The 25,655-nt window shown below is 54.1% G+C and carries 24 protein-coding genes and 4 tRNA genes; 15 read left to right on the top strand and 13 right to left on the bottom strand.

Annotated elements, in window-relative coordinates; all coding sequences use genetic code 11:
- The first annotated feature begins 111 nt into the window (after window positions 1-111).
- The gene (gene uvrD, locus PHD44_RS07785; RefSeq protein ID WP_300189997.1) at window positions 112-2,298 is read left to right on the top strand and encodes a DNA helicase II; all 2,187 of its coding nucleotides are present in this window, start codon (window positions 112-114) and stop codon (window positions 2,296-2,298) included.
- Between the two features lie 31 nt (window positions 2,299-2,329).
- Here the strand turns inward: uvrD and PHD44_RS07780 are convergent, their stop codons facing one another.
- Window positions 2,330-3,013 carry a metal-dependent transcriptional regulator gene (locus PHD44_RS07780; protein ID WP_300189995.1) on the bottom strand — a complete coding sequence of 228 codons (684 nt, stop codon included), beginning with the start codon at window positions 3,011-3,013 and terminating at the stop codon, window positions 2,330-2,332.
- A 27-nt stretch (window positions 3,014-3,040) separates the two neighbouring features.
- Complete coding sequence (locus tag PHD44_RS07775) at window positions 3,041-3,580, bottom strand: gamma carbonic anhydrase family protein (protein WP_300189992.1); 540 nt, start codon at window positions 3,578-3,580, stop codon at window positions 3,041-3,043.
- 230 nt (window positions 3,581-3,810) lie between these two features.
- On the opposite strand from PHD44_RS07775, the gene PHD44_RS07770 reads away from it, so the two are divergent.
- Both PHD44_RS07770 and PHD44_RS07765 read left to right on the top strand, forming a co-directional pair.
- Window positions 3,811-4,278 (top strand): cytochrome c, encoded by a 468-nt coding sequence (locus tag PHD44_RS07770; RefSeq protein WP_300189990.1) that lies wholly within the window; start codon window positions 3,811-3,813, stop codon window positions 4,276-4,278.
- Window positions 4,279-4,702: 424 nt separating this feature from the next.
- A complete protein-coding gene (locus tag PHD44_RS07765; protein WP_300189988.1) occupies window positions 4,703-6,346 on the top strand; it encodes a methyl-accepting chemotaxis protein in 1,644 nt (547 codons plus the stop codon).
- A 37-nt stretch (window positions 6,347-6,383) separates the two neighbouring features.
- On the opposite strand, the gene PHD44_RS07760 is transcribed toward PHD44_RS07765, so the two are convergent.
- Genes PHD44_RS07760 through PHD44_RS07735 form a run of 6 tightly spaced genes read right to left on the bottom strand, consistent with a single transcriptional unit; the run spans window position 6,384 to window position 12,336 of the window.
- The gene (locus tag PHD44_RS07760; protein ID WP_300189986.1) at window positions 6,384-6,710 is read right to left on the bottom strand and encodes a Na+/H+ antiporter subunit G; all 327 of its coding nucleotides are present in this window, start codon (window positions 6,708-6,710) and stop codon (window positions 6,384-6,386) included.
- Between the two features lie 2 nt (window positions 6,711-6,712).
- Window positions 6,713-7,021, bottom strand: coding sequence for a K+/H+ antiporter subunit F (locus PHD44_RS07755; RefSeq protein ID WP_300189983.1), 309 nt, complete (start codon window positions 7,019-7,021; stop codon window positions 6,713-6,715).
- Window positions 7,018-7,536, bottom strand: coding sequence for a Na+/H+ antiporter subunit E (locus PHD44_RS07750; RefSeq protein ID WP_300189980.1), 519 nt, complete (start codon window positions 7,534-7,536; stop codon window positions 7,018-7,020). Before PHD44_RS07750 ends, PHD44_RS07755 begins: the two co-directional genes overlap by 4 nt.
- A gap of 2 nt (window positions 7,537-7,538) precedes the next feature.
- Window positions 7,539-9,131 (bottom strand): monovalent cation/H+ antiporter subunit D, encoded by a 1,593-nt coding sequence (locus PHD44_RS07745; RefSeq protein WP_300189977.1) that lies wholly within the window; start codon window positions 9,129-9,131, stop codon window positions 7,539-7,541.
- 8 nt (window positions 9,132-9,139) lie between these two features.
- Entirely contained in the window at window positions 9,140-9,496 is a 357-nt protein-coding gene (locus tag PHD44_RS07740; RefSeq protein WP_298219528.1) for a Na+/H+ antiporter subunit C, read from the bottom strand.
- Complete coding sequence (locus tag PHD44_RS07735) at window positions 9,496-12,336, bottom strand: monovalent cation/H+ antiporter subunit A (protein ID WP_300189973.1); 2,841 nt, start codon at window positions 12,334-12,336, stop codon at window positions 9,496-9,498. The genes PHD44_RS07740 and PHD44_RS07735 overlap by 1 nt, the downstream gene beginning before the upstream one ends.
- A 318-nt stretch (window positions 12,337-12,654) precedes the next feature.
- Between PHD44_RS07735 and pcnB the strand changes: the two genes are divergently transcribed.
- The 12 genes from pcnB to PHD44_RS07675 all read left to right on the top strand — a co-directional run bounded on the left by pcnB (window position 12,655) and on the right by PHD44_RS07675 (window position 24,367).
- Window positions 12,655-14,016: a polynucleotide adenylyltransferase PcnB gene (pcnB, locus tag PHD44_RS07730; RefSeq protein ID WP_300189970.1), complete on the top strand. Its 1,362-nt coding sequence runs from the start codon at window positions 12,655-12,657 to the stop codon at window positions 14,014-14,016.
- A gap of 20 nt (window positions 14,017-14,036) precedes the next feature.
- A complete protein-coding gene (gene folK / locus PHD44_RS07725) occupies window positions 14,037-14,591 on the top strand; it encodes a 2-amino-4-hydroxy-6-hydroxymethyldihydropteridine diphosphokinase (protein WP_300189966.1) in 555 nt (184 codons plus the stop codon).
- Between the two features lie 4 nt (window positions 14,592-14,595).
- On the top strand, window positions 14,596-15,438 hold the full coding sequence (panB, locus tag PHD44_RS07720) for a 3-methyl-2-oxobutanoate hydroxymethyltransferase (protein ID WP_300189964.1): 843 nt from the start codon (window positions 14,596-14,598) through the stop codon (window positions 15,436-15,438).
- Entirely contained in the window at window positions 15,439-16,290 is an 852-nt protein-coding gene (panC, locus tag PHD44_RS07715) for a pantoate--beta-alanine ligase (RefSeq protein ID WP_300189961.1), read from the top strand.
- 52 nt (window positions 16,291-16,342) lie between these two features.
- Window positions 16,343-17,302, top strand: a complete 960-nt coding sequence (locus PHD44_RS07710; RefSeq protein ID WP_298219519.1) for an acetyl-CoA carboxylase carboxyltransferase subunit alpha — start codon at window positions 16,343-16,345, stop codon at window positions 17,300-17,302.
- Window positions 17,303-17,339: 37 nt separating this feature from the next.
- Window positions 17,340-18,674 carry a tRNA lysidine(34) synthetase TilS gene (tilS, locus tag PHD44_RS07705; protein WP_300189957.1) on the top strand — a complete coding sequence of 445 codons (1,335 nt, stop codon included), beginning with the start codon at window positions 17,340-17,342 and terminating at the stop codon, window positions 18,672-18,674.
- A gap of 11 nt (window positions 18,675-18,685) precedes the next feature.
- Window positions 18,686-19,207: a phosphate-starvation-inducible PsiE family protein gene (locus PHD44_RS07700; protein WP_300189955.1), complete on the top strand. Its 522-nt coding sequence runs from the start codon at window positions 18,686-18,688 to the stop codon at window positions 19,205-19,207.
- Window positions 19,204-19,953, top strand: a complete 750-nt coding sequence (locus tag PHD44_RS07695) for a Nif3-like dinuclear metal center hexameric protein (protein ID WP_300189952.1) — start codon at window positions 19,204-19,206, stop codon at window positions 19,951-19,953. The genes PHD44_RS07700 and PHD44_RS07695 overlap by 4 nt, the downstream gene beginning before the upstream one ends.
- Before the next feature lie 297 nt (window positions 19,954-20,250).
- Window positions 20,251-20,847, top strand: a complete 597-nt coding sequence (gene petA / locus PHD44_RS07690) for a ubiquinol-cytochrome c reductase iron-sulfur subunit (protein WP_300189949.1) — start codon at window positions 20,251-20,253, stop codon at window positions 20,845-20,847.
- Complete coding sequence (locus PHD44_RS07685; protein ID WP_300189946.1) at window positions 20,844-22,055, top strand: cytochrome bc complex cytochrome b subunit; 1,212 nt, start codon at window positions 20,844-20,846, stop codon at window positions 22,053-22,055. Before petA ends, PHD44_RS07685 begins: the two co-directional genes overlap by 4 nt.
- A complete protein-coding gene (locus PHD44_RS07680; protein WP_300189943.1) occupies window positions 22,052-22,810 on the top strand; it encodes a cytochrome c1 in 759 nt (252 codons plus the stop codon). The genes PHD44_RS07685 and PHD44_RS07680 overlap by 4 nt, the downstream gene beginning before the upstream one ends.
- Before the next feature lie 243 nt (window positions 22,811-23,053).
- On the top strand, window positions 23,054-24,367 hold the full coding sequence (locus PHD44_RS07675; RefSeq protein ID WP_300189940.1) for a diguanylate cyclase: 1,314 nt from the start codon (window positions 23,054-23,056) through the stop codon (window positions 24,365-24,367).
- A gap of 56 nt (window positions 24,368-24,423) precedes the next feature.
- Here PHD44_RS07675 and PHD44_RS07670 read toward each other — a convergent pair.
- The 5 genes from PHD44_RS07670 to PHD44_RS07650 form a co-directional block, all read right to left on the bottom strand.
- Window positions 24,424-24,499 (bottom strand) — tRNA-Glu (locus tag PHD44_RS07670).
- A gap of 54 nt (window positions 24,500-24,553) precedes the next feature.
- Window positions 24,554-24,629: transfer RNA gene (locus tag PHD44_RS07665), tRNA-Glu, on the bottom strand.
- Between the two features lies 1 nt (window position 24,630).
- Window positions 24,631-24,707, bottom strand: a tRNA-Arg gene (locus PHD44_RS07660).
- Between the two features lies 1 nt (window position 24,708).
- Window positions 24,709-24,784: transfer RNA gene (locus PHD44_RS07655), tRNA-Asn, on the bottom strand.
- Window positions 24,785-24,883: 99 nt separating this feature from the next.
- Window positions 24,884-25,393, bottom strand: a complete 510-nt coding sequence (locus PHD44_RS07650; RefSeq protein ID WP_300189937.1) for a heme-binding protein — start codon at window positions 25,391-25,393, stop codon at window positions 24,884-24,886.
- Window positions 25,394-25,655 lie beyond the last annotated feature (262 nt).

Genomic DNA, 25,655 nt, shown 5'->3' with positions numbered 1-25,655 from the left:
ATCGGAAAGCCGGGTTTGTTATTTGCAGCAAATAAATTCACATAAATTAATTGGCCATCATTCACAACAGCGCAGGTAAAAAGCACGACATCACCGGTACAATCTGCACCTATGACGAATAAAATTCTCGATCCACTGAACGAAGCGCAACGTGAGGCCGTAACGAGCCCCTCGTTGGCCACCCTGGTACTTGCCGGTGCCGGCTCAGGCAAAACCCGCGTACTTACCCACCGCATGGCCTGGCTGCATGAAGAGCAGGGGCTCTCGTTGCACAGCATGTTGGCGGTGACGTTCACAAACAAGGCAGCGGGTGAGATGCGCCAGCGATTGTCCACGTTGCTGAGCCCGGATGAGGCCGTTACAGCAAGTTCCGGTCTGGGTGGATTGTGGGTCGGCACCTTTCACAGCCTGTCCAATCGCCTGCTGCGGATGCACCATCAGGAAGCCAGTCTGCCGCCGTCCTTTCAGATTCTGGATTCGGACGATCAACTCCGCCTGGTCAAAAGGGTGCTGCGTGAAGCCAATATGGATGAGGCCCGTTGGCCGCCGCGCATGGTTGCAGGTCTCATCAACGGCTGGAAAGAGCAGGGGCTCCGGGCGCGACATCTGGCGACGAGTGGCGATCACCTGAATGATGCGATCATGCCTGTCTACCAGGCCTATGAAGATATCTGTCAGCGCGGCGGATTGGTCGATTTCACCGAATTGCTCTTGCGTGCCACAGAGTTACTGAGGGATCACGATACATTACGTCAACATTATCAACGCCGGTTCAGACAAGTCCTGATCGATGAGTTTCAGGATACCAACAGCCTGCAATATGCCTGGGCTCGGCTTCTGGTCGGCGAAGATAACGGTATTTTCGCCGTGGGTGATGATGACCAGTCCATCTATGGATGGCGTGGCGCGAAAATTGAACATATTCATGACTTTGCCCGCGATTTCTCGAACACGCATCTCGTTCGGCTTGAGCAGAATTACCGCTCGACCGGGCATATTCTCGATGCGGCCAATGCCATCATTACGCGCAATCAGGGGCGTCTGGGCAAGACGCTCTGGACGGAAGGCGAGCGGGGGCAGCCGATTAGCTACTACCTCGCCTTCAATGAGCAGGATGAAGCCTATTTCGTGACCCAGCAAATCGAGCAGGCGGTACGGGATGGCCTTCCACGCAGCGAATGCGCCATTCTTTATCGGGCCAATGCGCAATCTCGCGCCATTGAAGAAGCCTTGATCCGTGCCGGTTTGCCCTACCGGGTTTACGGTGGATTGCGATTCTTCGACCGTGCTGAAATCCGCGATGCATTGGCATACCTTCGTCTGGTGGCCAACCGCGATGATGATGTGGCCTTCGAGCGGGTTATCAACAACCCGGCAAGGGGCTTGGGCGACAAGTCCCTTCAGGCGCTGCGTGATCAGGCCAGAACGGCTGAAACCTCATTATGGCAGGCGGCAAAAAACCTGTTGGCGAGTGGATCATTTCCCCCGCGCGCATCGGGCGGTTTTAGGCAATTCATTGATTTGATCGATTCGCTTGCCGTCGAAACGGCTGCACAAACATTGGCTGATCGTGTGGCCATGTGCATTGATCGAAGCGGTCTGCGTGAGCAGCACAAGAAGGACCGCGATCAAGAGCGCGCGCAAAGCAAACTCGAAAACCTGGACGAACTTATCAATGCGGCGCGTGGATTCGTGTTTGATCCGGCAGAATCACAGGGTATGAGTGAGCTGGATGCCTTTTTGAGCCAAACCAGTCTCGACGCGGGCGATGCGCAAGGTGAAGCCTGGGAAGACTGTGTGCAATTGATGACCTTGCACGCGGCCAAGGGGCTGGAGTTTGATCACGTGTTTCTGGTTGGCATGGAAGAGGGGCTTTTCCCGCACCAGATGTCCATCGATGAACCCGGTCGGCTCGAAGAGGAACGGCGACTGTGTTACGTCGGCATCACCCGGGCACAAAAGGTGCTGATCCTCACCAGCACCGAATCGCGCCGCTTGCATGGACGACAAATGTTCCCGATGCCTTCGCGGTTTTTGGGGGAACTACCCGGAGCATTGATTGACGAAATCCGGCCACGAGCGCAACAGGCGTTCCGGGCGCAATCCGGGTTACCCGCCAAACCAGAATCCACGGAGGAGGGCTGGCGTATCGGTCAGGCCGTGCGCCATGCCAAGTTTGGCGAAGGCACCATCATCGATCACGAGGGATCAGGTGCGAACACGCGGGTGCTGGTTAATTTCGGCATAGAGGGCAGTAAATGGCTGATCTTGAGCTATGCCAATCTTGTGCCGGTTTAATCTTCAAATCACGGTCCGGCGATAGTAGATCCTATTCAGTGCCGGATTTTCCCGGGCACAGCACCCATATGGCATCGGCGAGCGCCGGATTCAAAGCGCGTGATTGCTTATCTATTTGCAGATAAACGTCACTGGCGCCGAGGGGCGGGGCGCTACGCTTGATGACCTGGCCCGGAACCAGCCCAAGCTGCGTCAGCATGCGTAACTGTCCCGCGTTTTGAGCCGCCAGACGCACAATCGTCGCCTGGTCACCGGGAACAAGCTCTGAAAGAGCGATGAGATCGCGCCGTTCAATCGGTGCTTGAGCCGGAGCGGGAATGGGTGCGCCATGCGGATCGAATTCAGGTTCACCCAGATGCGCCCATAAGCGGTCGATCAGTGCGCTGGAAAAGGCATGTTCCAAAATTTCAGCTTCGGCATCCACATCAGCCAGCGGTACATCGAGATCACGCACCAGAAAGGCTTCAATCACGCGATGACGGCGGATCATATCGATGGCGATTGCCGCGCCGGCAGATGTCAGACGCGCCCCCTGGTAGCGTTCATATTCGATCAACCCGTCATGATTCAAACGCTTGAGCATGGCGGTGACCGATGCCTGCGCGATGTTCAACCGCTCGGCAATGGCCGAAGTGCTTGCTGCCGAATCGCTGCGTTGCTCGGCCAATTTGAAGATGGCTTTGAGGTAATCCTCGTAGGCAGTGCTTGTTTTCATCATCTCACCCGGCGGATCTGGTTGGGTTCAGCAAGGCGAACTGTGCTGCGCATGCTGTTGCGCCAATTCATGGTAGAAACGTGCTGACTGAACGAAATATGCCATCTCTTCATCGGTAAGCGGGCGAACCTTCCGTGCCGGTGCGCCGAGATAAAGAAAACCACTTTCCAACGTCTTGCCGGGTGCCACAACGCTGCCCGCGCCGATTATGACCTGATCTTCGACGATTGCGTCGTCCAGGACGATCACCCCCATGCCGACCAGTACCTGATTGCCGATGCTGCAGGCGTGCAAGGTGGCGCGATGACCGACCGTCACATCTTCACCCACCAGACAGGGGGAACCATTCGGCCTTTTGGCGCTGGGCTGGTTGACGTGAACGATGACACCATCCTGCAAATTACTGCGCGCACCAATTCGGATGCTGTTCACATCACCACGAAGAACAGCTGTGGGCCAGATGGATACGCCGGTTGCCAGATGTACGTCTCCAATCACGACGGCCGAGTTGTCAATCCAGGCGTCTGATGCCACAACCGGGGTTTTATCCACGAAGTTCCGAATCATCCAAAGCCTCATTTCATGCAATCAAAGCCCGGAGTTTAGCCGATCGGCTGTTTTCTTTGCGCTTAATATGTAATGTGATTGGGCGCGGGTGTTTCAAACCGGTGAAATAGTTTGCATGACTAATTTTGCAATCTATAGCATTTCACTATATTTTTATGGAGCACGAGTGATGAATCTCGGGCTCGGATACCTATCAGAACTCTTATTGAACACTCAAGAGGTGAAGAACGATGCGTTTAGTTAAATTTGCAGTGGCGGCAGCGTTGGGTTTATCAGTTGCCGTTGGGAGTTTTGCTTCTGCCGACGCCATGACCGATGCGATCAAGTATCGTCAAGCCATGATGGGCGTGACCGGCTATAACTTCAAGATGATGGCCGCCATGGTCAAGAAGGAAATGCCTTATAACAAGGCGGATTTCGAAAAGATGGCATCAACGGTTCATACCATGAGCATGCTGACTCAAGACGGCTTCCCCAAGGGTTCGGACAGCATGGCCGCCCCGACGCACGCCAAGGACGAAGTCTGGAGCAAGCCTGAAGAGTTCAACAAAGATGTGGTTGCATTCCAGAAAGCATCCGCCGCTTTGGTCTCCGCCGCAAAAACGGGTGATATGTCTCAAATTGGCCCCAAATTCAAGGACACAGCCGGAACCTGCAAAAAATGCCATGATGCCTTCCGCTCCAAGTCTGAAGGCTAAACATTCAGCTTGATCGAGTAAGGCACGGTACTGTGCCGCTTGGGATTTCTGATAAATCAGATTCCTTGGAAGTCTAAAACCAGACAAAGTGTCTGGTTTTTTTATGACCCGATAGTTTGTAGGGCAAATGACTTGTCAATCAGCCATAACAGGCTGCTGAAATATTTATTTCAGCAGCCTGTTAAGACGGGACATGGATGTCCCGCACGAAAATAGATCACGTAAGTGATTGATTTTCGCATACTAAGTCCGGGCGTGTACCGGACTTAGTATGGCTGGAAAACTCATGGATGAGTTTTTTCAGCATCCTGATAAGTAGCTTAAGTTTCCGCCGCGACGGCCGATAAGCGCTTACGTACTTAAAAGCACCAATGCTTTTTTGCAACCGATTCTTCCAAGATTTTGTTTGTTCAAGGAAACAGCCATGACCATTAAAGCCAAGTTGATCCTCCTGTCTGTGTTGTCAATCGTTTCCCTCTTAGTCCTTGGTTTTTACGGGATGTACAACGAGAATCAAGCGCAGGATCGTGCAGAAAAAAATTACCTCTCACGTATTGAGCCGGCTATCAAATCAGCCAGTTCCATTCGACAGATCAACCGGATCATAATTCAAATTCAGTTGGCCTTGCAGCATGACCCGAAGTCATCTATTTCCTCGCTACATCTTGACCATTCTATCGACCGGCATTTCAATCTTATCGAGCAAGATCTGACAACACTCAAAGCAAACAATACTGATTTATCCGCTGTGCAACATCGGTCAGAAGAAACCAATCAACTTCGATTGCGCATGATTTCCACACAAACTCAATTAGTTGAAGATGAGCTTATGCCTTTAATCGCCATGTTGAAATCGGGTGATTTCGAAGCAGCTCGAGCCGCTTTAATTACTCAGCTCATGCCCAAGCTGGCCGAATTCACGAAGGCGTCATCGGATTACCAAGAACTTCTTAGAAAGAATTTACGAAACGAAAATGTACGTATGCGCAGTGCCGTTGATCGGGATAACTGGATTTATGGCGGTTTAATGGCAGTCGCCCTGCTGTTGGTCATCGGCATTGCATTATGGGTGGTTCAAGAGCTCGCCAAAGGGCTTCGTGCGGCTGATCAGATGGCTATTTCATTATCCAAAGGTGAATTGGATACGCCCATAAACATCAGTTCGAATGATGAACTGGGCATGATTCTGCGCCATCTGGACAAGGCACGGGAAAATCTGCGGGAAACCTTGAAATCAATCGGTGCGGCTTCCGTCCAACTGGCTGCGGCTGCCGAAGAAACCTCGGCTGTTTCGGCACAAACAGATCAAGGCGTTCGCCAGCAACAACAGGAAACCGAAATGGTGGCTGCGGCCATGAACGAGATGAGTGCCACCGTCCATGATATCGCCCGCAATGCCGCCGATGCCTCGGCTGCGGCAAGCAAAGCCAACGATGCAGCCACCAGTGGCCAGGCTGTGGTGAAACGGTCGGTGACGATCATCAATGAACTGGCTGAGAACGTTGATCACGTGGCCGACGCCATTACCGCGCTTGAAGGCGAATCGAAGGATATTGGCAAGGTGCTGGAAGTCATCCGCGCGATTGCCGAGCAGACCAATTTGCTTGCCTTGAATGCCGCCATCGAAGCGGCTCGAGCCGGAGAGCACGGTCGTGGGTTTGCCGTTGTGGCAGAAGAAGTGCGCTCTCTGGCCTCTCGTACACAAGGTTCTACTGAAGAAATTCGTCAGATGATCGAACGCTTGCAAACGGGCTCAGAGGCGGCGGTCTCGGCAATGCACCAAGGCAAAGTTCAGGTGGAAGCCAGTATCGGAGCCATGAATGAAACCGAGCATTCACTGCAGGCCATCACGCAATCGGTGCAAACCATTAATGATTTGAACTTCCAGATTGCCAGTGCCGCAGAAGAACAAAGTGCGGTGACAGAAGAGATGAACCGGAACGTTCAGAAGATTTCTTCGATCAGCGAGCAATCCGCCGAGGGTGCGGGCCAGACTCGGATTGCTTCCGAAGAGCTGGCGCGACTCGCCGAAGGGCTGCAAGCGAAGATCAATCAGTTCAGACTGTAAGCATCTGCAAAGCAGCGCTACGGCGGTGGACACGGACTCAGTCTGCGTCCACCTTTTTTTTATGCACACGTCGACCGGCAGAAGCCATCATCAGGGCACTGATCGGTGCTGTCAGCCAAAGAAATACCACGATCAATAATTCATGCAACGAAGGGCTTTGATGTTTGATTGTAAAAAAGGTCATCGAGGCAACCAGAATCGCCGTGACCCCTAATGTTGACGCTTTGGTCGGCGCGTGAAGACGCATGAAGAAGTCAGGAAACTTGACCATGCCGACCGAACCCAACAGCACAAAAACACTGCCAAGCAGGATGAGGCCGGAAATAAGCCCGGAAACAAGCCAAGGCGTAAACTCGGATAGCATGTTCAATCTCCTGATTTCCCGGCTTGATTATCGTCGATATGCGCTTCGATAATTTGGCCACGCAGTACATATTTGCTCAAGGCGACGGTGCTGATAAACCCCAGAACGGCCATCAATAGAGCCGCTTCGAAGTTGATGGTGTTACCGATCCATAAGCCGAACAGCACGATCAGCGCGATGACATTGATCGTCAGTGTATCCAGGGCAAGAATCCGATCCGGCAGGGTGGGGCCACGCCACAGACGATAGATGCTCAACACGCATGCCAAACCGACGAGAACCAGACCGATCTGAATTGCTACCGTGATCATGAGCGCTCCTGCCCGGTCGAAGTGCTCTTTTCACCAAAGATCTTGATCAGTCTTCGTTCGTACCTTTCCTTCATGCCCGCTATCTCGGCGGCAGGATCGAGCGTGTGCAACGCATGTACCCGCAATGATCTGCCATCCTGACTCAGTTCACAGGAGACGGTACCGGGCGTGAGCGTAATGGTACCGGCAAACAGGCTGATCGCAGTGGGGTGCGATACGGTGAGCGGAATATCCAGAAAATGAGGTTGTAGTGCTTTGTTCGGCCCCAATACCTGTTTGGCCACCACGAAATTGGCCACCACGATATCCCTGAGCACCAAGGCGACATAAGCCAGCAAAGCGAATGGCTTGCGAATGGGCAAGTGAATGATGAGGGCTCGACGAATCCAAAGCGGAATCGCAATACCAAGAAGTAAACCCAGCAGAATATGCCCGGTGGACAGGCTGTTGTTCAGCAAAAGCCATAAACCCAGCAAAATCAAACTCAATAGGGGATGGGGTAACACCTGTTTCATGCTTAATGATCCGATCGTGTCGATTTGGTTGGCGGCTCGTGCGGTTCATGCGTGTGCAGCCTTGATACGGCCGGATTGAGCGCGTGACGAATATATACCGATGTATCCTTGATTTGACTACTGGTGCCATGGAGCCAGTTCGTCAGAGGAAGCGCGAACAGTACCATCGCGGCCGCGATAATCAGTGGGGTGAATACCGCTGTCAATGCAGTAGCGGTCACCTTTTCGGCCGCAATAGCTTGCTCCTGTTGATCCACACGGTAGAACAGCGTGCTGCCACTGCGCGCGAGCGCGATCACCAGCATGACACTGGTGATCAGAACCACCGCAAATATCGCCCCCATCAGGGGAGAATCTAAAACCGAATGCAGGATCATTGTCTTACCGAAAAAGCCGGTCAGGGGCGGCAAACCTGCCATACCCATGGCGTAGGTTAAAAACAATCCGCCGATCAATGTGGCACGTGGCATCGCTGGAAGGACGCGCCACCCATCATCACCACGGCTCCGCCGGATAATGTCGGCCAGCAGGAAGAATCCTGCGGAAAGCAGCGTGGTATGTATCCAGTAATAAAGCGCGGCCTCAATGGATTCGGTGGTGTTCACGCCCAAGGCAATCAGCAGCGTGCCTACGGAAGCCAGAATCAGGTAAGCGATTTGGCGGCGGAGATTCATGGCCGCCAATACGCCCAGTGTTGCCATGATGAGTGTCACGATCCCCAACCATAGCTCCCAGGGGCCGATGAGATGTACCAGACTGGCCGGTGCGGTGTCTGCATCAAATAACGTGCCGTGAACACGAAGCATCGCGTACACCCCGACCTTGGTCATGATGGCAAACAAGGCGGCGACAGGTGCCGATGTTTCCGCATAAGTGCCGGGCAGCCATAAATACAGCGGAAAAGCTGCGGCCTTGATGGCAAACACCACGAACAGCATCAGACTGGCAGCTGCGATGACCCCGTACAGGCTACTGGGTGCCTGACCGATTCTAACGGCCAGATCGGCAAGATTCAGCGTGCCCAGAACGCCATACAAAGCCCCGACAGCAAACAGGAACAAGGTCGAGCCCACCAGATTGATAACCATGTAATGCAACCCTGCCTTGCTTCGCGCCGCGCCGCCACCATGCAGCATCAGTCCGTAGGAGGCCAGCAAGAGCACTTCGAAGAACACGAACAGGTTGAATACATCCCCGGTGAGGAATGCGCCGTTCAGACCGAATAATTGCGCCTGAAACAGCGCATGGAAGTGAGCACCGCGATGGTCCTCATTCGTGGCGATGGCGTAAGTGAGACTGACGACACCGAGAATCGCCGTCAGGAGCAGCATGAGCCCGGAAAGCCGGTCGTACACCCACACGATGCCGAACGGCGCAGGCCAATCACCCATGGGATAAACCTGTGGCGTGTTGCCTGCACCGCTTACGATAAGATAGATCGTCGCCAGCAGCAGAATACCGACGCTGACTGCACTGATCAGACGCTTCAGGCGCCAACCGGCACGGTGCAGGGCGATCAGTGCAATGGCACTCAGGACGGGAAGAAACACCAGCAGAGCCAGTATTTGATCAAACGAATGGGATGCAAGGTTCACGTTAGGGGTCATGCCGAAGGACCACCCTGTTCGTTTGCTGACGCGTCGTCCTCGCCATCGACATGATCATTCCCCAGTTCCGCGCGGGTCTTGAGCGCCAATACAATGACAAAAGCCGTCATGGCAAAGGCAATGACGATGGCCGTCAGCACCAGGGCTTGCGGCAATGGATCGGTATAACTCGCGCTATTGCCCAATACGGCGGCGGCGTCTGTTTTAAGCCGCCCCATGCCGAACAAAAAGAGATTGACTGCGTAGGAGAGCAGGGTTAAACCCAGGACAACAGGAAATGTTTGCGCTCTTAATGAGAGAAATACGCCCGCTGCGGTCAAAAAACCGATCAGGCTGGCAAAAAGGATCGACATCATTTGGCCACCTGCCCGGAAGTGTGCACAGTAGTTTCGACTCGTGTGAGTTTGGCCATTTGAGTCAGCATGAGCACGCTGGCACCCATGACGACAAAGAACACACCGAGATCGAACAGCATGGCAGAAGCCACTTCAACATCACCCACAACGGGTAAATGCAGGTGCGTGAATGCCGAAGTCAGGAACGGATATCCGAGCACAATCGACCCCAACCCTGTTGCCAACGCGAGAAACAAACCCAGGGCAATCGCACCGTGTGTGGGCACTTTCAGGGCGCGTTCGCTTGAATCGATGCCCTGAGCGAGATATTGGGTCATCAGTGCGCTGGCGATGATCAACCCTGCGATAAATCCACCACCCGGCGCGTTATGCCCACGAAGCAGAATGTAGATGCCGAACATCAATGTCATCGGCAAGAGCAGACGCGTTACCGTTTGCAACAATTGGGCATGCGCGATCCGACCACTGGCAATGGGAGATGACACGGCAGGCGGTAGTCGCATCCCCTGCAACAGCGCATAAACGCCCAGTGCGGCCAGCGCCAGCACGCTGATCTCACCGAAGGTATCGTACCCACGGAAATCGACGAGAATCACATTGACGACGTTATGGCCACCGCCTTCCGTGAGGCTGTTTGCCAGAAAATAACCGGCGATCGTATCGTAGTCACGCGACATCACGGCATAGGTAAATAAGGCGATGCCCACGCCGCTCAGTACAGCGATGACAGCATCACGGCGGATTCGCGGACGATCTTTCGGATCCCGCTCCGAAAGGGTTTGTTGCGGCAGATAACGCAGCGCCAACAGCATCAAAATGACCGTAATGACTTCAACCGAAAGTTGCGTTAATGCCAGATCAGGCGCTGAAAAACGAATGAAAAGCAGGGAGACCCCCAAGCCGAGCACACTCATCAACAACAGTGCAAACAATCGTTGACGGTGTTGATTAACCACCCACACAGCCGTACCCATCATGATGATCATGCCGGTTGCCGTCAGTGCATCAAAAGGCGCCGCCAGCGAATCGTTGCCGAAAAGTGGTGCCTGATAACTCAAGAACCCGATCAGGCCGGCAATCAGCGCGACGCCGGTCGTCCACAGAACCATCGGCTGCATGCGCCCCTGGTCGAAACGATGCGTTACGGCCTCTGCGGCGATCTGCATTAACGCCATGAGCCGATCGTAAACGGCGCGCGCGCTCAAGCGTCCAACGCTATTTTCATGCCAACGTGTCAGCGGATGGCGCGACAGGTACACCAGCAAACCACCTGCCAGAGCGATGCTGCTCATCATCAGCGGCGCATTGAAACCATGCCAGAGCGCGAGGCTGAAATGAGGTGGCGGGCCATTGAGCACCGCACCGGCAGCCAGAGTCAGCAATCCGCCCACGAGCAGGGCGGGGAAGAGCCCGACGGCAAGGCACACGAAAACCAAAACATCGATCGGGATGCGCATACCGCGATGTGGTTCGTGAATTTCAGTGGGCAGATCAGGCGAGGGGGTGCCGAAAAACGTATCGTGAATAAAGCGGATGGAGTAGGCGACCGACATCACGCCCCCCAAGGTAACCAGCAGCGGCAAAGCCCAGTTCGAGCCGAACTCATGCGCCACATCGACTGCTTCGCTGAAAAACATCTCCTTGCTCAAAAAGCCATTGAGCAAGGGCACGCCCGCCATGGCTGAAGCCGCCACAATAGCCAGTGCCGCCGTATGTGGCATCTTGCGCGCCAGTCCACCCAGACGGCGCATGTCGCGGGTGCCGGTTTCATGGTCAACGATGCCCGCGACCATGAACAGGGATGCCTTGAACGTGGCGTGATTGATCAGATGGAAAATCGCAGCCACCGCCGCCATGGGCGTGCCGAAACCGAACAGAAGCGTGATCAAACCCAGATGACTCAGTGTGGAGTAGGCCAGCAATCCTTTGAGATCGTGCTTGAACAGCGCGGTGTAGGCACCGAGCAGGAACGTGATTAGTCCGGCACCGCCGACCAGCAACAGCCACTCATTTGTACCGGAAAGTACGGGGAACAGACGAGCCAGCAGAAACAGACCGGCCTTGACCATCGTGGCCGAATGCAGATAGGCAGAAACCGGCGTGGGCGCAGCCATGGCATTGGGCAGCCAGAAGTGGAAAGGGAACTGGGCCGACTTGGTGAAAGCCCCCAGCAGAATCAGCAGCAGAATCGGCAGATACAACGGGCTTTGCCGGATTTCATCCCCGGCTTCGAGAATCACACTAATGTTATAACTTCCGGCGACATGCCCGAGCAGAAGCACGCCGCCAAGCAGGGCCAGACCACCGAACCCGGTGACAGCCAACGCCATGCGCGCGCCATAACGTGCTTCCTTGCGATGCTGCCAAAAGCTGATCAGAAGGAAGGAGGAAAGCGAGGTGAGCTCCCAGAACACGACCATCTGAATCATGTTCTCGGAAAGCACTATGCCGAGCATGGCGCCCATGAACAGCATCAAACTGGCAAAAAACCGGGCGGCGCTATCCTGTGAAGCGAGGTAATAACGCGCATAGACGATAACGAGCAGGCCAATGATCAGAATCAGGCCGGTGAACAGCAGACTCAACCCATCCATTCTGAAAGCAAAATCGAGCCCGATGGACGGCATCCAGTGAAAACCGATGACATGCGCATCAGCCAAACGCCCCCGGGCGATGAGTTGGGCGATCACGCCTCCCAGCAAAGCCAGGCACAATAACGTAACCGCCGCTGCCGCCCAGGCTGCTGCACGGCGACTCTTGCCACCAAACCAGGCAACGAATGGGGCGCTCAGAAAGGGGAGAAGAACAATAAGAACGATGGGGTTCAATAAACTCATGAAGTGGGTTTGCTCTCCCTTGAGCTTTTTGTGGCGTTTTTTATGGCAATCTTTCTGGCGACCTCCTGTTTTTCCGTCATTAGCGCCGACACGAAAAAACCGGGAGCGGATAAATATTCAAAATCAAACATGCCGTGAAATTTATCACAGCTTGCCGAATGCCAGGAACACATGGTCATATTTAAATGATTTTTGCCAGACTATGTCGCGACTTGACGCCCGGATGTTAGACTCTGCCATCTTTTTTGTATCATTATCCCCGACATCATTTTTAGCACACGATAAAACTCATTTTGCTTTTATTGAGAAATCAACACCTTGTTTCCTGACAAACCAGAACCTACCCGGATTTCACCAGACACGCACGGGCTTGTGACTTCACAGATCAGCGATCAAGCCCTGAACGTATTGCAGCGCTTGCATGATCAAGGCTATGCCGCCTATCTGGTGGGCGGTTGTGTGCGCGATTTGCTCCGGGGCCTGCGGCCTAAGGATTTCGATGTCGTCACGGATGCGAAACCCGAGCAGGTCAAATCGCTATTCCGCCACGCACGAATTATCGGCCGCCGCTTTCGGATCGTACACGTCATCTTCGGTCACGACATGATCGAGGTGACGACATTCCGCGGCGGCGATGAAGAGAGTGTCAGCCGTTCCCAAGAGGGCCGGATTCTTCGTGATAACGTTTTTGGCAGCATTGATGAAGATGTCTGGCGTCGAGATTTTGCCTGCAATGCGTTGTATTACAACTTCGCCAATGCCGAGATCGTTGACTATGTGCAGGGCTGGCAGGATATCGAAACCGGTCATCTACGCATCATCGGCAACCCCGTAACGCGCTATCAGGAAGACCCGGTACGCATGCTTCGGGCAGCGCGTTTCATGGCCAAGCTCGATTTCACCCTGACTGAAGATTCCGTTTCTGCCATTCAAGAATGCCGCGACCTGCTCAAATCAATCGCGCCGGCCCGTTTGTTCGATGAAAGCATCAAGATTTTCCAGGGTGGATATGCCTGGGCCGCCTTCCTCAAACTGCGCGAGCTTGATCTGCTGGGTTACCTATTTCCTGGGCTCGATGATCTGCTCAATCGCGACTATGACCGTATCTCTAGATTGATCGAGCGTGTGCTCGTCGGCACGGATGAACGCGTCGGCCATCAGTTGCCCGTTAACCCCGCATTCCTGTTTGCCGGATTGTTGTGGGCAGATTTGAGTCGCAGACGTGAACATTGGCTGCATCAACGCGTCGATTCCGAGGTGGCTTTTGCCCTGGCAATGGACGAAGTCATCGAGTCAACGGTCAAGCAGGTCGCCATTCCACGTCGACTGACCGATTTGATGCGCGTGATCTGGGCGCTCCAGCCCTCACTCGAACAAGCTGCCCAAGGCATGCCGATGGGCCTGGCAATGACGGAACTCAAAGATCAGCAAAAACACCTGCTGGCCCATGCCTGGTTCCGTGCGGCGCTCGACTTTCTCTGTCTGCGCAGTGAAATAGGCGAGGTCTCACCCGATATCTGTCAATTCTGGCGCCAATACGCACCTGAACGTGACAAGGATTCCGGAGAAACCGTGCCTACTCACCTGCCCGAAGATTTTGCCCGGCATGGTGATCCGCAACGCCGCCCGCGTCGCCGACGTCCCCCGCGCCAGCCCAAGAACCCATCCACGACTAACTAGCAAGCTAAAGCCACCCATCGATGTGCCAGGCCACAGACACGCCCCGTCCGCCCGATCATGAATCAGATAATGTCCATGCGTTCATTGCCTTGGGCAGCAATCTTGATCAGCCGGTCAAACAACTCGCACAGGCAGTTTCCGCACTCGATGGGTTGCCGGGCACCCAAGTTCTGCGCACATCACACATGTATGCAAATCCACCGATGGGGCCGCAGGATCAGCCGGATTACGTCAACGCCGTCGCCCTGATTGCAACCTGCCTGACGCCGGGCGCATTGCTCGAAGCGCTCAAAGGGCTGGAACAGTCTGCCGGACGGCTTTCCACGCGTGTATGGGGGGCGCGCGTGCTGGATCTGGATATTCTGACGTACGGCGATAGGGTCCTGAACACGCCTGTATTGACCATCCCGCATCCCGGGATTGCCGAACGGCGCTTCGTTCTGGCACCTTGGCATGAAATTGCGCCGGATGCCCGGTTGCCGGATGGCCGTCTAATTGCAGAGCTGCTTTTATCTGCGCCCGAGCACCCATTGCATATCGTTGCTCCCCCAACGATTTCACAGAAAAGGCATTGAATCCATGAGCAGTCAGACATCCCCCGGCGAAACCCGCACGAGTCCGCAGCGTGTTAAGCCAAAAACGCTGGCCACCCTGCAGAAGGCCAAACACGATCAAACACCGATCGCAATGGTGACCGCGTATGACGCCGGTTTTGCCCGCTTGGCCACGGAGGCCGAAATCGACATCCTTCTTGTAGGCGATTCGCTCGGCATGGTCGTGCAAGGCCAACGCGATACCCTCAGCGTGACGATGGACGACATGATCTATCACACGCAGATGGTGCGCCGTGGAGCGCCTACGGGTCTGGTTATGGCGGATTTGCCCTTCCTCTCGGATACCGATATACCCACGGTGCTCCGTAATGCGGGGCGACTGATTCAGGAAGGCGGAGCGGATATCGTAAAAATTGAAGCCACGGCAGCCAAGGCGGATCTGGTGCAAGCCATGACGGATGCCGGTATCGCCGTCTGCGCGCATGTCGGGTTGCTGCCGCAGAAAGTGCGACAACTCGGCGGGTACCGGGTGCGCGGTCGGGATATTGATGATGCCTCTGCCGTCATGCGTGATGCCGAAGTTCTGACCCACGCCGGTGCGTCCATGGTTCTGGTTGAATGTGTGCCCAATACCTTGGGTGCGCGTATCGCCAAATCGATCGATGTGCCCGTCATTGGCATCGGTGCGGGTGTCGATGTCGATGGCCAGGTGCTTGTCATGAACGACCTGCTTGGAATGAATCCTCACCCGGCGCGTTTCGTGCGTGATTTTCTTCGGGGCAGGGGAGCGATTCTTCACGCATTGCAAGCCTACGCAGTTGCTGTACGCAGCCGGAGTTTTCCCGCGGAACATGAAGGGTTCGTTTAATTGGAAATCATCCGCGATCTGAATCAATTATCGAACTGGCGTCAGGCACAGGCCAAAGCGGGCAGGAATGTCGCCTTCGTGCCCACCATGGGAAATCTGCATAACGGGCATCTTGACCTGGTAAAGGCAGCACAAAGTCGGGCGGATCAACCATCCGTACTGGTTTCCATATTCGTCAACCCGATGCAGTTCAATGATATCAATGACCTAGCCAGGTATCCTCGTACAGAATCTGATGATATTGCGCAATTGACCCGGCTTAACGTCGATGCGGTTTTTCTGCCTAAAGAGGCCGACCTGACACCGAAATCGGATGCGTTCACCATTCGTATCGACCCGGGTGAACTCGCCGCGCATTGGGAGGGCGCTGCCCGCCCCGGCCATTTCACCGGCATGGCTACGATTGTGACCAAGCTGTTTCATCTGGTCCAACCACAGGTTGCCGTATTCGGCGAAAAGGATTATCAGCAGCTGCAAATCGTGCGTCGCATGGTGCGCGATCTGAATATGCCGATAGAAATCGTTGGCGTACCGACGGCCCGCGCAGAGGACGGACTGGCGTTGAGCTCGCGTAATCGATTCCTGGAAGAAGATCAGCGTCGCACAGCGCCCCTGCTTCATGCCACACTGGTCGATATCGCCCACCAACTTCGTCTGGGAAAGCCGCTTGACAGCGTGCTGGAAACTGCCCGCACTCGATTAACCTCTGCCGGCTTCAAACTCGATTACCTTGCACTTTGCCACCCCGACACGCTGGACCCACTCCGCACGGCCGAAAGTGGCATATTGCTGGCGGCGGCCCGGCTGGGTGCCATTCGGCTGCTTGATAATCAACCCGTGGTCATAGAGTAGGCCGCATTGCGCTACAATCTCGCTCAAAGCGTTTATCTGGAAAGACTGAATAATGAACCCGAATTACCTGGACTTTGAACAGCCCATCGCCGAACTGGATGCCAAGATTCGTGAGTTACGACTCATGGATAATGAAGCAGGGCTGAATATCAACGAGGAAATTGCGCGGCTCGAAGCCAAAAGCATGGAATTGACGCGGTCGATTTTCGGCAATCTGACCGCATGGCAAATCAATCAGATCGCTCGCCATCCCCAGCGCCCCTATACCCTCGACTACATCAAACACATGCTGACCGACTTCACCGAACTCCATGGTGACCGCGCTTTTGCTGATGACGCCGCGATTGTCGGTGGCATGGCACGGCTTGATGGCATCCCGGTCATGGTGATTGGTCAACAAAAGGGGCGCGACACCAAAGAAAAAATCCGCCGCAATTTCGGCATGCCACGCCCGGAAGGCTACCGCAAAGCCAAGCGTCTGATGGAGCTGGCCGAAAAATTCAAACTACCTGTTCTGACCTTCATCGATACACCGGGTGCCTATCCGGGGATCGAGGCGGAGGAGCGGGGGCAGAGTGAAGCCATCGCCCGTAATCTGTATGTGATGGCAGACCTGAAAACACCGATCATCGTCACCATTATTGGCGAGGGCGGCTCCGGCGGTGCGCTGGCGATCGGCATCGGTGATCACGTGATGCAGCTGCAATACAGCACCTATTCGGTTATTTCACCCGAAGGCTGCGCTTCCATTCTCTACAAGAGTGCCGACAAAGCGCCCGAAGCGGCCGAGGCGCTGGGTATCACCGCGCCACGGCTTCTGGAGCTGGGCTTAATCGACGAGGTCATCAGTGAGCCATGTGGCGGTGCGCACCGTGATATCGACCAGATGACCCAAACACTCAAAGCGTCACTCAAACGCGCGCTGATCAAGCATTCGAACCAGCCGATCAATAAATTACTGCACCGCCGCTACGATCGCCTGATGAGTTACGGCCAGTTTATCGATCGCTGAATACCGTTTTCGACGTATCGTCGTGAAACGATCAAACATGCCTGATGCTTCGCTACCAAACCTGCTCCCCATACCTTTGAAGGTGGTTCTGGCCAGTTCCGGTGGTGCCGATTCCCTTGGCGCTTTGGTGTGGTTGCACAACCAGTATCAACAGGGTGTGATCGATGAGATCGCCGTCGTCAGTATCGACCATCAACTCCATCCCGATTCGGCCGAATGGAGTGCAAGGGCGTGTCAGCAAGCCCGCTTTTTCTCAATTCAATCGCACTGCATGCAAATTGAAGTGCCGACTCGAGGAATCCATGGACAGCATTCACTGGAATCGCGCGCCCGCTTTGCACGCTACGAAGCGCTGCGATCATGGTTGCACCGCCGTTACCAGCCCGAGGATGCCCCCGTTCTGGTGACTGCGCATCATCTTGAGGATCAGGTTGAAACATTCCTGCTGGCTGCACTACGCGGCAGTGGTGCGGCTGGGTTATCTGCCATGCCCGCCTTGACCCGGTTCGGTCCGGGTTGGCATTGGCGCCCTTTTTTGCAAACACCACGGAGTGAATTACGACAGCTTGCGGCTTCGCTGCCCCTGATTCCGGTGGATGATCCCAGTAATCAAGACTTGTCTTACGATCGCAATTTTCTACGTGCTGAAATCCTGCCACGAATTCAGTCGCGCTGGCCACAAGGCTTGCTTGGCTTAGGCGAGGCAGCGCTCCAATCCGGTGATGATCTCGCTTTGCTTGAATCACTTGCGGCCATTGATGGCAATCTCGAAAGCCTGGAGCGTTTGCCACTCAAGCCTTTGATCGCTCTGGCACCTTCCCGGCAAGCCAATATTCTGCGCACCTGGATCAAGCGTCACGGTGCGTTGATGCCCCCGAAGGCCCGATTGATCGAATTTATAAGGCAACTTAAAACGGCGGAATCTGGCCAGCATCCTGAACTTGCCTGGGGTGACTGGTTGATCAGCCGGTATCGCGATGAACTCTGGTGGCGCACACGTCCAGACTCACCGGCTCCTGAAGCGTTACTATGGGCAGACAAAACGCATTCGATTGAGTATTCACCCGGTAAAAGCATCCACTTGGTGCGGACGCAAGCAACCGATCCGCTTGCCATCGGTGAGCGATGGTTGGACACGGAATGGCTGATACGCACACGACGCCCTAAAGATCGTATTCAACCGCAGGGCAGCGCCCATTCGCGCAGCCTGAAAAACTGGTTTCAGGAACACGCATGTCCGCCTTGGGTCAGGTCTTCAATCCCGGTTGTCGAAATTGAGCACCGGCTGGCTTGTCTGGTCGGCTGGGCCGTCGATCAGCATTTTTCTCCCGAATCGGGCGAGGCATCCTGGCGAATCGAAAAAACCATCTGAAGGGAAATATCTTGAATCGTCCACACACTGAAAAAAACCGGTTACAGATGATTCAGTCAAAACTGGATCACTGGCTCAATGTCGCGCTGACGACGCTGCGCCAAGCGTTTGTTTTGCTGATGATCATCTACACGGCCATCTGTGTGATCAGCTTTGCCATCAAACTAAGTGCTCTTTCCTTTGCCGAGGGCCCACTTGCCTTTTCGATCATCAATCAATTGCTGACCGATGGCCTGTATGTCCTGATTGTTCTGGCGATTGTGAAGTCACTTTTTTTGAAGAACTCCTTCGACTACGCCGTCACGCTGCTCGAAACCGGTTTTGTGGTTCTGATTCGTAAATTGATTCTGTTACCCACCGACCCTACGGAATGGAAACTGCTTTTGATTCTGGGTGCCACATCAACATTGTTTTTCGTCCTAATCATCGTGACACATTACTACCGCAGAAAATGGCTTATGCAGGACCAAGATCGGCGCATTACCGAAAAGAATAACCACGCGAACATCGCACAGGGAGAAACCAGACTATGATTGATCGCAGCGAGTTGCTGGATTATTGCGACCAGTTGCTGGACGTGGCCGCCTGGAATGATTACGCGCCGAATGGACTGCAAGTAGAGGGAAAACCCAGGATCCAACGTGTCATCACCGGCGTCACCGCGTGTGCGGAATTGATCGAAGCCGCGATCGATTGGCAGGCCGATGCCATCATCGTCCACCATGGCTTCTTCTGGAAAAACGAACCCCCAACACTAACCGGAATGAAGTATCGACGGATTGCCCGCCTGATCAAGCAGGATATTAATTTGCTTGCCTATCATCTTCCACTGGATGCACAGCCGGAATTTGGTAACAATGCAGCGCTCTCGGAACAACTGGGTCTTGAACGCGTTATCCCTTTCGGAGCCATGCGACTGTCACTGGCAGGTGAATTACCGGCGCCAATCGAAGCGCCGGATTTGGGGAACATCCTTGAGCAGATACTTGGCCGAACACCGTTGATCGTTGGCCCAGCGGATAAGGTGCTCCAGCGGATTGGTCTATGCACGGGCGGGGCTCAGGATGGAATCGTCGAAGCCGCTCAAATGGGACTGGATGCTTTCATCTCCGGTGAGATCAGTGAGCGGACGACACATATTGCACGGGAGGAGGGCATCACTTATTTCGCTGCCGGTCACCACGCAACTGAACGGGAAGGGGTTCGTCGGCTCGGTTTAAAGTTGGCCGGGCATTTCGGACTGGATGTCCGTTTTGTCGATATCCCCAATCCAGTATGAAGGGGAAGGCTTTGAAGGTGCCGGATGCTGTTACGTAAGCCTTTGAAATAAAAGGTGATAAACACATCTGCAAAGCGATTAATGACACTTGTTTGACGTCAACACGCCAAGCGATAAAACTCCCAAGGTTTGCGCCTGAAACTCGGGTGAAACAATAGGCTCAAACAGCCATGGATTTATGGTCACCGATTGGGTGAAACCTTCCATAGAAGAGCGGGTAAGCTCTGGATCGTGCAGAACCCCCAAATAATGAAAAAAGTTGGCTTTAAAATGAAACAAGGTTGGAGCGAGTAATTAATGGCTGATGTTCCTATCAATTCGGGTCGGCGTCGTTTTTTAACGGGGTCTGCCGTCGCCGTTGGCGCAGTCGGTGCCGGCTTCGCGACAGTTCCTTTTCTCTCTTCATTCGAACCCAGCGCGCGTGCCGAAGCCGCAGGGGCGCCGGTCGATGTGAATATTGGCAAGCTGGCCGAAGGACAAATGGTGACCGTCGCCTGGCGCGGACAACCCATCTATGTGGTGCACCGTACCGACAAAATGATTGAAGCGTTGCCGTCGCTCGACAGCCAACTGCTTGATCCCGACAGTGCGGTAGCCACCCAACAACCGAAATTTGCGGATAACTTCTACCGGTCGCGCAAGAAAAATATCTTCGTTGTCGTCGGCATCTGCACCCATCTGGGCTGCGCGCCAACCTATCGCCCGGAAGTCGCACCGAAAGATTTAGGCCCCGACTGGAAAGGGGGCTTTTTCTGTCCATGCCACGGCTCCAAATACGACCTAGCCGGTCGAGTCTACAAGAGCATGCCCGCGCCGCTGAACCTGCTCGTACCTGACTATATTTTTGCGACAGATGACATCGTCCGGATTGGTGTTGCGGAGAAGAAAGCATGATTCAAAAGTTAGGCAAATGGATCGATGATCGACTGCCCGTATCCCATTTCTGGAACGCGCACCTCGCAAAATACTACGTCCCCAAAAATTTCAATTTCTGGTACTACTTCGGCTCAATCCTGCTGGCTGTTTTCGCCATCCAGATCGTCACCGGCATCTGGCTCGCGATGAACTACAAGCCATCAGCGGCCGAAGCGTTCATCTCCGTTGAATACATCATGCGCGACGTCAACTGGGGTTGGCTGATTCGTTACATGCATTCCACCGGGGCTTCGTTCTTCTTCATCGCGGTTTATCTGCACATGTTCCGCGGATTGATGTACGGCTCATACAAGAAACCCCGCGAACTGATCTGGATCTTCGGTGTTTTGATCCTGCTGACCCTGATGGCCGAAGCCTTCATGGGCTATCTGCTTCCCTGGGGCCAGATGTCTTTCTGGGGTGCACAGGTCATCATCTCCCTGTTTGGCTCCATTCCGTACATCGGGCCGGATCTCGCCCTCTGGATTCGTGGCGATTACGTTGTTTCCGATGTCACGCTCAATCGCTTCTTTGCCTTGCATGTCATCGCGCTGCCACTCGTCCTGCTGTTTTTGATCGGTGGTCACATCATGGCGTTGCATGAAGTGGGATCGAATAACCCCGACGGCGTGGAAATCAAAACCAATAAGGATGAGCACGGAAAACCCCTGGACGGCATCCCGTTCCATCCTTATTACACGGTCAAGGATCTGTTCGGTCTGGGCGTGTTCCTGTTCCTGTTCGCCGCCGTGATTTTCTACTGGCCGGATGGCGGTGGGAAGTTTCTTGAAGCGCCCAACTTCATTCCTGCCGACCCGCTGAAAACCCCGGAACATATCGCGCCGGTTTGGTATTTCGCCCCGCACTACGCGATTTTGCGGGCGATCCCGGACAAATTCCTTGGTGTTGTGGCTATGGGTTCGGCCATCCTGATTCTGTTTTTCCTGCCTTGGCTCGATAGAAACGCGGTCAAATCAATCCGCTACCGCTCGATGGCATTTAAAGTGCTCCTGTTTTCGTTTCTCGTCGCATTTCTGGGGCTGGGGTACCTCGGCACCCAGCCAGTGACCTACTGGAACACGCTGTTCTCCCGAATTTTCGCTTTCATCTATTTTGGGTTCTTTGTCGCCTTATTCCTGGTGAGCAAATTTGAAACGACCAAACCTGTACCGGAGCGCGTGAAATGATTCGGGCTATCTTTACCATCATCGCCAGCATGACGCTGGTCGTCGCAGCCCAGGCCTCGGAGGGGTATGCCATTCCCCTCAAGCACGTATCGGTCGATCTATCCGACAAGGCGGCCCTGTATCGAGGCGCGTTAACATTCCAGGCGCAATGTGCAACCTGCCACACAGCAAAATACATGCGCTATGGCCGAGTTGCCTCTGACCTTCACCTTTCCGATGACCAGGCCAAGGCGCTGTTGCCGCCCAAGCTGAAGTTGGGCGATGAAATGGTGAGCTTCATGCCTGCAGACTATGCCGTTCAGGTATTCGGCGTCGAGCCACCCGATCTGTCGCTGATCGCTCGCGTTCGAGGCTCAGATTGGCTGTATACCTATCTCACTTCTTTCTACGCTGACCCGACCAAACGCTGGGGCGTCAATAACGCGGTGTTTCCTGATGTCAATATGCCCGATGTGTTCGCAGCAGAGCAGGGCGTTCAGCAACCGGTCTACACTGATGTGAAGATGCCCGATGGTTCAACAGAAAAGCGGCTGTCCGGACTCAAGCCACCAGTCATTCCCGGAAGTATGCCGCCTGAAGAATTTAACAGCATGGTCAGGGATCTTGTCGCTTACATGGTGTACATGTCTGAACCGGCCAAAATGCAGCGAATGGCTTATGGCCCGTATGTATTGGGATTCATTCTAATCTTCACGATACTCATGTTCTTCCTTAAAAAGGAATACTGGCGTGACATCAAAAAGCCTCAATCATAAGGAACCTCTGAATAATTCAGAGGTTCCGCGCGGCACAAGGACGTGCCGCCATTTTCAATCACATATGTGATTGAAAATGAAGCAAAGCAAAAGTCGCATCTTTTGCTTTGCGTGCTCTTAAGAATTCCAGGATGGAATTATTCAGAGCTTCCATTAAAGATCATTTAATAATTCTGCTTTCAACCTTACACCATGTAAGGTGTAACATGTTCATGGTCTTTTTATTTGAAAACGGAACATTTCATGTCTTCAGAACGCCCTGACATCAATGCTCACTCTGAAGGGCCGCCCGCACTGGAGCGCGCATTGTTCGATGCCATCCCTGATGCGGTATATCTCATTGATCCCATCACTTCTAATATTCTGGATTGCAACCGGCATGCCTACGAGGACCTCTATCTAACTCGGGAACAAGTGCTGAATCACTCCGTTTTGTCGCTCCAGACGGATGTGCGCGGTTTACCGGCATGGACTGAAATCGCCGATGTCATAAGACAAAACCGTGTCTATCGTTTTCATGGCCACCATAGACGAGCAGACGGCTCGTCGCTTCCGGTAGAGGTCAACACACAAGCAGTTGTCTATCAGGGGCGGGAATGGTTTGTATCGGTGGCGCGAGATATCACCAAACGGCAGTGCAGCAGTCAGAGCGAGCAGGATTGGTCTGTGCTGTACGACTTGGCCGATGGCGTATGGGATTGGCGTGTATCGGACGGTTCCCTTTATTTCAGCCCTAATCTCAAACGCTTTCTCGGCTATGGCCCGGACGAGATGGAACCCGTGCTTTCCACCTGGAAGGACAACGTACATCCCGATGATCTTCCCATCGTTCTCAGTGCACTCGATGAACATCTGTCAGGCCGCCGGAGCCAGTTTCTCGCCACCTACCGATTGCGCAACAGAAATGGTTTCTACTTGTGGGTGGAAGATCACGGGGTCGTCACCGACTATCTCTCCAATGGCGAACCGGCGCGCGTCGTCGGTTTTATCAACGATGTAACTGATTACAAGACGATCGAAGTTACATTGCAAAAGGAAGCGACAAGAGATTCGTTGACCGGACTCTTCAATCGTCGCCGTGGCATGGAGCTCTTGCTCGAGACATTCAATAAAACAGTAAAGCAGCAATCCAATACCAGAGTCGAATTGTCCTTGCTGGTGATTGATTTGGACTTTTTCAAACGAATCAATGACCTGTATGGGCATCTCGAAGGTGATGAGGTGCTTCGCATCGCAGGTTCGCTCATTCTAAAATCCCTCCCCGAGAATGCGGTGGCTTTTCGATGGGGTGGAGAAGAGTTCCTTGTTGCCTTGCCGGGAACCTCTCTGGCAGAAGCCAGAGAAAGGGCCGAGAAGATCCGGCAAGCATTTGTGAACCGGGAATGGCCGCCTGGTATTGAAGGCGAGTGTGTCACCGTGAGTATTGGCATCGCGCACTACCCGGAAGAGGCAACCCAGTTGATCGAGTTGATCGCCGCAGCGGATAAAGCCGTCTACCGGGCGAAGCGCCTGGGCAGAAATCGCGTCGAATCCAACTCATATGAGCTGTTGCAATAACGGCGATACAAAGAAAACACCATCCGAAAAGATAGTGTTCAAATATTCTGATAATGTGGCGTCCCCACGGGGATTCGAACCCCGGTTACCGCCGTGAAAGGGCGATGTCCTAGGCCTCTAGACGATGGGGACAAAAACAGGAAAATAGCCTTTCGTTTCGTGAGGCATGAAACGAAAAGCAGGAATTGGCGTCCCCACGGGGATTCGAACCCCGGTTACCGCCGTGAAAGGGCGATGTCCTAGGCCTCTAGACGATGGGGACATGGTGCGCCCGGAAGGATTCGAACCTCCGACCCTCTGGTTCGTAGCCAGATACTCTATCCAACTGAGCTACGGGCGCTTGGCTCCCTGAGCAGGACTCGAACCTGCGACCCAATGATTAACAGTCATTTGCTCTACCAACTGAGCTATCAGGGAAAACGTCTTGCAACGTGGAGCGGCATATTAAAGATGAAGGGGGGTGTCGTCAAGACCAAAAATCATCTTTTTTATCCCCAGGCCCCATTCTGTCGCGGCTTACATCAATTCAAGCTCAGACTCAACTACTTTGGCACCAGCCCGTGCGCATTCTTCATCTGTTTTACCGGAAGGTGCACCGGATACCCCGATGGACCCGTAAACCTGACCACCGGCCTCGATCGGGACACCACCCGCGCCGAAGAACAGACCGGGCACACGCCCAAGGGCACCATCGCCACGATCACCCAGGGCCGAAGTGGCAGAAGTGAAGGAAACTGCTGTATACGCTTTCATACGAGAGATCGTCAGAGTGAGATCGGGTGCCAGCACATCCCGCAAGACGACCTGTGGGTTGCCGCTGCGATCCATGACCGTCACACCGATCTGTATACCCTTGGCGCGACACTCATGAATGGCGCCCTCGGCAGCTTTCAAAGCCATCTCCATCGACAAACGCTTGATGTTGATCGCCGGTGGTTCATCGGCGGCCACACTGGTCGATGAGAACACCCCCAACGCCAGACTCAAACCAACAGCGGACAGTTGCTTATACAAAGATGATTTCATGGGAACTCCTCAACGGGTTTGGACTTGTTATCTATTCACTACTTCTAATTGGGCTCATCCATTTGCCATCCGGGCGAGAATGATTCCACCACCACCGGGCACGGACGCCACATCTTTCTCCTGGAACACAGATCACTGGGCACCTCGAAAAACCCCATCCATTCCCCACAGCATCCGGTAAAATTCGATTCATCTGACCACCATCTCTTTTGCTTCCAATGAAACGACGCAGCGCCATTAAGACCGACCTATTTGCCGACCA

Source organism: Halothiobacillus sp., assembly GCF_028710545.1.
Taxonomy (GTDB): Bacteria; Pseudomonadota; Gammaproteobacteria; order Halothiobacillales; family Halothiobacillaceae; genus Halothiobacillus.
Note: the sequence above shows the minus strand (reverse complement) of the source record. Positions and strands in the feature narration are given on the sequence as shown.